Origin of the sequence: Acinetobacter sp. UBA3025 (assembly GCF_002367915.1) — a bacterium.
In the GTDB taxonomy this organism is placed as follows: domain Bacteria; phylum Pseudomonadota; class Gammaproteobacteria; order Pseudomonadales; family Moraxellaceae; genus Acinetobacter.
The window spans coordinates 1-6,082 of record NZ_DFDO01000180.1; the positions used below are offsets into that span (position 1 = coordinate 1).

Below are 6,082 nucleotides of genomic sequence, written 5' to 3' on the forward strand. Positions count from 1 at the left end.
GGCATTTTCCATCGCCTGTTTTGCTGCGATCACGCCCCATTCTGCCTGAAGGGAAATTTCATCATCTGAACGTTCACGTAGATTTGGACGTAAACGTTTTGGATCGAGGATGCCAGTTTTTTCTGATACATAACGGCGTTGTACGCCTGACGCTTTTTCAATAAATTCTGCGCTAGAACCACGACGCGCATCTAATTCGCCTGCAGCGATTTTATCTGCATTTTCGTGATTATACAGTTCCACATAAGCATTTAAACTTTCAACTAACTCTTCATTGGTAATGACATCTTCCGGATGGAACAAGCCAGTACCCGTAATACGGATGCCCATGTAAAACTCCTTCTCAAAATGACCTATATCTTAACTGATTCCAAGACGTTCCCATACTTTTTGCAGGCGAGTTGGAGAAACGGGTGTTTTCGTTTTCATCGGTTGAGAAAACAATGAGATCCTTAACTCCTCAACCATAAAATACAATTCTTTAAGGCGAGCGTCATTTTTAAACTTAAATAATTTTTCCATCCACGGATCAATTTGGTCAATGGCGGAATCATCCCTCTGTAGGTTATTTGGCAAGCGCTCTAAACGCAAGATCAGGGCTTTCAAATAACGTGGAAATTCTGACCATACGTCGGAAGGTTTCCGATAAACGAAGTCAGAAAGACTCATCAAATCAAGCTGATCCTCAATATCATCAATATTTTTTCCAAATATAGATGGGTCTAAAACCAGTAATTTACGACGAATTTCCTGCCACTGGATATAAATATCCGTTATTTCTTTCAGTGCAGTCTGGCCATGAGTCAGGAAAGATTTTTTTACATCCTCTACCAACTTTTGGAACTCTTGCATATTGACAGGCAGCTCATTAATTGACAGGTGCAGTGTTGCATAAACTAACATTTGCTCCAGTTGGGCCTTATCGCCAAGCGGTGAATATGCCAGTGCCAGCGGTTTGGAAATCTGTTTTTTCAGCTGACGCACCAGATCTCCGAGCTGCATATGCACCAGCCGAATGATCCCTTCACGATGCTGTTTGACGGCTTCAGCCTGATCATTAAAGGTCTGAATCACGACACCAGATTCATCTTTCTGTTCCAGTGCAGCAAAGTCTTTGATAGGAACCAGTGCCTGATATTGCTTAACGACTACACCCGTCACTTTCTGCGATGCTTCAAAGACAAAGTTTTCCGGGAAGGTTTTAAATTCACCTTTTAACTGTTTCACCGGGCTATGAGTTTCAGTACGGCAACGGGCTTTTAGCTCGGCCAGATCACGGCCTTGTTCAATCACGTGACCTTTTTCATCTATCACCTTGATCAAAGGCAAGAGATATTGCTCAACCCGATCCAGGCTAAAATCTTTTTCTGTAATCTGCTCGCCACGCAACTGGAAAGCCAGAAAACTGAAAATATGCTCACGTAAATTGACTGCATCAATACGGGCTGCCAGCTTTTTCGCAGTATCTGGAATCGGCACAAGACTACGGCGTTTATCTTTAGGTAAACTCTTTAATAAAGCTTCGATCAGCTCCAGACGCCAGCCCGGAATCCCCCATGACCAGATATTTTCATCGACCTGCGGCAAAGCCTGCAGCGGAATTTTAACCGTTGCACCATCTTCATCATGACTTGGGTCAAAACGATAGCTGGTCGCCAGACGCAATTCACCATTACGTAAATAATCCGGAAACTGTTGTGTGGTTGGACGATCATTCAGCCACAGCGCATCATCATCAATAAACAGATAACGTGGATCATGTGGCTCTACTGTAGCACGCCAGTCTTCAAAACTGCGGCGACTGGCTACTTCAGGTGGTACTTTGGAGGCATAGAACTGGTAAATGGTTTCTTCATCCACCACCAGATCACGACGGCGCAGTTTGTCTTCGACCCGTTCCACTTCTTCCAGTTTCAGCAGATTATGCTTCAGGAATGGTGGATTAATACCGAGATTTCCAGTGGTCAGTGCATCACGCAGGAAGATTTCATGCGCAGCAGGCTGATCCACTTTCTCATAATTGACCGGACGCTTCGCTCTTCCGATCTGGCCGAATAACGAAATCTGATCATACGCATTGACGACACCTGCTTTTTTCGACCAGTGCGGCTCAAAATAGTGATGTTTCAGCAAGTCACGCGCAGCTAGCAGAATCCATTCCGGCTCAATTTTCGCTAGAGTCCGTAAATACACTTGTGAGGTTTCGACCATTTCAAAAGCCATCACCCACGGTGTATTGGTCTTGTGTAGCGTTGATGCCGGGAAAATTCGTGCTTTCTGCTGACGGACTGCCATAAATACATTTCGTTCATCAGTCTTGTTAGCAATAAAAGACAGTAGGCCGGTCAATAAAGCGCGATGGAGATTTTCATAACTAGCTTTCTTTTCATTAAAGGACAGTTTTAAGCCTTTAGCCAGATCCACCAGCTGCTCATGAGTTTTCTTCCATTCACGCAGACGCAACCAGCTCAGGAAATGATTCCGTGCAAAAGTACGGCGTTTGTTTTCACTCATACTTTCACGGTTATTATGCAGGATATCCCAGAGCTTGATATAAAACAGGAAATCTGAATCTGCTTCACGGAACAAGGCATGTTTCTGATCAGCCTGCATCTGCTTATCCGCAGGACGTTCACGTGGGTCTTGTACTGCCAGCGCCGCGACAATCACCAAAGCTTCATTCAGCGCACCAAAATGCGCACCGCCAAGAATCATTCGAGCCAGACGTGGATCAATTGGCATTTTTGCCATTTGCTGACCGATCTTGGTTAGAGAATCTCCCTTGCCTTGAAGTCCTCCTTTCGTAAAGGAGGATTTAGGAGGATTAGTAGAATCTCCCCCAACCCCTCTTTCAGAAAGAGGGGCTTTACTCTTCTCCACCATCGCCCCAAGCTCAATCAAGAGCTTGCGACCATCATTGACCAGACGGTGATCTGGTGGCTCAATGAAATCGAAATCTTCCAGTGAGCCTAAACCCAGACTTTGCATTTGCAAAATGACCGATGCCAGATTAGTCCGTTTAATCTCAGGTTCGGTAAATTCAGGACGACTTAAAAAGTCTTCTTCACTATACAGACGAACACAGACACCTGGCGCAATACGGCCACAACGACCTTTACGCTGATTGGCAGCAGCTTGAGAAACCGCTTCGATCGGTAAACGCTGCACCCGTGAACGATAGTTATAACGGGAAATACGGGCAAAACCGCTATCAATCACATAACGAATATTCGGAACAGTTAATGCTGTTTCTGCTACGTTGGTGGCGATAATAATCCGCCGAGCGCCACCGGATGGATTAAAGATCTTTTGCTGTTCTGCTAATGCTAATCGTGCGTAAAGTGGTAACACTTCAGTATGGCGTGGACCATGCTTGATCAGGGTTTCCTGCAGTTCACGAATTTCCTGTTCGGTACTGGCAAAAATCAGGATATCGGCATGTTCAGGATGACCTTTTTCCTGTGCATCCTGAAAACATTCTTCTACTGCTGCAACCACTGCACGGGGCAGATTTTCTTCAAAATCATCAAACTCGTCGTCATCACTGCCGACAATGCTCATTTCAGAAATTGGACGATAACGCACTTCTACCGGATAGCTACGTCCTTCCACTTCATAGATCGGCGCACCATTGAAGTAGTTACTAAAACGGTTTACGTCCAGCGTTGCCGAGGTAATGATCACTTTTAAATCTTTACGACGCGGTAACAGCTGCTTGAGATAACCCATGATGAAATCGATATTCAGCGAGCGTTCATGGGCTTCATCGATGATAATGGTGTCGTATTTGGTCAGGAACCGGTCATTGGCCAGCTCTGCCAATAAAATACCATCCGTCATCAAACGGACGATCGAATCCTGCGAGCCCTGTTCATTAAAACGGACTTTAAAGGAAATTGACTCACCCAGTTTCTCGCCAACTTCTTCTGCAATACGCTGTGAGACGCTACGCGCAGCTAGACGACGTGGCTGGGTATGGCCAATCAGACCAGTCAGGCCTCGACCTGCCAGCATGGCGATTTGTGGTAATTGCGTAGTTTTACCGGAACCGGTTTCACCAGCCACAATAATGACCTGATGTTGCTGGATCGCTTCAATCAGCTTGTCTGCATACTGGGTAACAGGCAGATCCTGATTCAGCTTGATATTGGGAATGCGTTCGATACGCTGCATGACTTTGGCATGCGATTTTTCAAATAATTCTTGATATTGCTTTTGGTTGGCATCTTTACCTTTTTGGAGTCGATTTAAACGATGACGGTCACGCGCCATAACGAGCTGATCTACATTTAAAGGACTCTGCACTGAGAAAACACCTGATATAAAAAAAGACAATAGGCAGCTATTTTACGCTGTATTGCCCCTAAGCGAAAGAACGGCCATTTTGAATATTTTTATAATTTTTTAATTTTTGCCCTTGAATTTTACTGCTTGCGGCATCATGTCTGAAGAGGCATTAAATCGGGGTGAGTCTTGTCATGATGTATTCACCATTCTACGGTTGAATCATTTATATCAAGAGCAATGCTGTTTGTGCTGATGGTGTTTTATTTTTAGCTTAATTCGGTTTTTCCGATGTATGTTATGTAAAAATACTGTTTCAGCAAGAAAAATAATTTCTGTACCCTATTGGAAATTAAATACAAACCTCAATCATGGAGACAATGATGAGCTTAATTAATACTGAAGTTAAACCGTTCAAAACAACTGCGTTCCAAAATGGTAAATTTATCGAAGTAACAGAAGCTGACCTTAAAGGTAAATGGTCTGTAGTATTCTTCTACCCAGCTGACTTCACTTTCGTTTGCCCAACAGAACTTGGCGACCTTGCTGACAACTACGAAGAATTCAAAAAATTAGGCGTTGAAATCTACTCAGTTTCTACTGACACTCACTTCACTCACAAAGCTTGGCACGATTCTTCTGAAGAAATCAAAAAAATCCAATACGTAATGGTTGGCGATCCTACTTGGACTCTTGCTAAAAACTTCGACGTACTAATCGAAGCTGACGGCCTTGCTGACCGTGGTACTTTCGTGATCGATCCAGAAGGTAAAATCCAAATCGTTGAAATCAACGCTGGCGGTATCGGTCGTGATGCTCAAGAACTTCTTCGTAAAGTTAAAGCAGCTCAATATGTACACGCTCACCCAGGCGAAGTTTGCCCAGCTAAATGGAAAGAAGGCGACGCAACTCTTGCTCCTTCAATCGACCTAGTTGGTAAAATCTAATCTGCCTTAGATTGAACTGATTCAAAAAAACCACGCTTTTAGCGTGGTTTTTTTATTTGAACATTTATTTGATTGCTCTATTGGCCAAACATTTTATTTTCCCTTTTCTTCTATCTAAAGCCATCCTGCCAAATCTTTATTTTTCACTTTAAAGATCATATAAAAATCAGGCATGCATATTGCATCCTCTTTATAACAATCCCCTACTTATGCTTACAATTCAGTTATACATCTTCAATGTCAGTTGGCATAAGTTCAAAACATAAGATAATAATATTCAGTGGAGGAAAACGTATGCAAAAACTGCTAACCGTGATCTCATGGGCTTATAGTCCTTCTAGCCGCCACCTGAAAATCATTTATAGCAATGGCGATATAGAACTCTACCATCCTGTTCCCGAATTTGTTTATGACAACCTGTTAAGACGACAAGATAAAATGGCCTTTGTACAGAAATATCTTGAATACAACTTACATTTCGACCGAGTTTGCCTGTTTTAATTTAACTAATTTCTGCTTAACGATAAGTCACCATGAGTAAGCCAGCTCCAATCGGCAATGTACTCATGATAAAACCTGAATCCTGCTGGATGAGCTGAATAAATTCTTCTACTTCCGCAGCATGTGAAATCACATTATCCACCAGTAATACTCCACCTTTTGGCTTGAGTAATCGGGCCAAATGGGTCCAATAATCCACATAAGCATCACGTTCCGCATCTAACAATATAAAATCAAATACGTCCTGCTCAGCTTGCAGATAATACAAGGCATCTGTCACTTTAAAATCAATCAAATTATCCAGACCTAGCTGATTTGCATACTGCTCGGCCTGCGCAACTCTTTCTGCA

At 43.1% G+C, this 6,082-nt stretch carries 4 protein-coding genes and 1 pseudogene; 2 read left to right on the forward strand and 3 right to left on the reverse strand.

The window, feature by feature from the left end:
- Nucleotides 1-330, reverse strand: a pseudogene (locus B4J23_RS07520) (beta-ketoacyl-ACP synthase III); the annotation flags it as partial.
- A 30-nt stretch (nt 331-360) separates the two neighbouring features.
- Nucleotides 361-4,305 carry an ATP-dependent RNA helicase HrpA gene (hrpA, locus tag B4J23_RS07525; protein ID WP_291359721.1) on the reverse strand — a complete coding sequence of 1,315 codons (3,945 nt, stop codon included), beginning with the start codon at nt 4,303-4,305 and terminating at the stop codon, nt 361-363.
- A gap of 362 nt (nt 4,306-4,667) precedes the next feature.
- Between hrpA and ahpC the strand changes: the two genes are divergently transcribed.
- Both ahpC and B4J23_RS07535 read left to right on the forward strand, forming a co-directional pair.
- Nucleotides 4,668-5,231, forward strand: coding sequence for an alkyl hydroperoxide reductase subunit C (gene ahpC / locus B4J23_RS07530; RefSeq protein ID WP_004784041.1), 564 nt, complete (start codon nt 4,668-4,670; stop codon nt 5,229-5,231).
- 294 nt (nt 5,232-5,525) lie between these two features.
- Entirely contained in the window at nt 5,526-5,732 is a 207-nt protein-coding gene (locus tag B4J23_RS07535) for a KTSC domain-containing protein (RefSeq protein ID WP_004784043.1), read from the forward strand.
- A gap of 16 nt (nt 5,733-5,748) precedes the next feature.
- On the opposite strand, the gene B4J23_RS07540 is transcribed toward B4J23_RS07535, so the two are convergent.
- Nucleotides 5,749-6,082 (reverse strand): O-methyltransferase (locus B4J23_RS07540; RefSeq protein ID WP_414631568.1); only part of this gene is annotated, 334 nt, incomplete at its 5' end.

What these genes read in the sequence shown, in the direction of transcription:
- ahpC (WP_004784041.1), top strand. Translation starts at nt 4,668, where the DNA reads ATGAGCTTAATTAATACTGAAGTTAAACCGTTCAAAACAACTGCGTTC.
- B4J23_RS07535 (WP_004784043.1), top strand. Translation starts at nt 5,526, where the DNA reads ATGCAAAAACTGCTAACCGTGATCTCATGGGCTTATAGTCCTTCTAGC.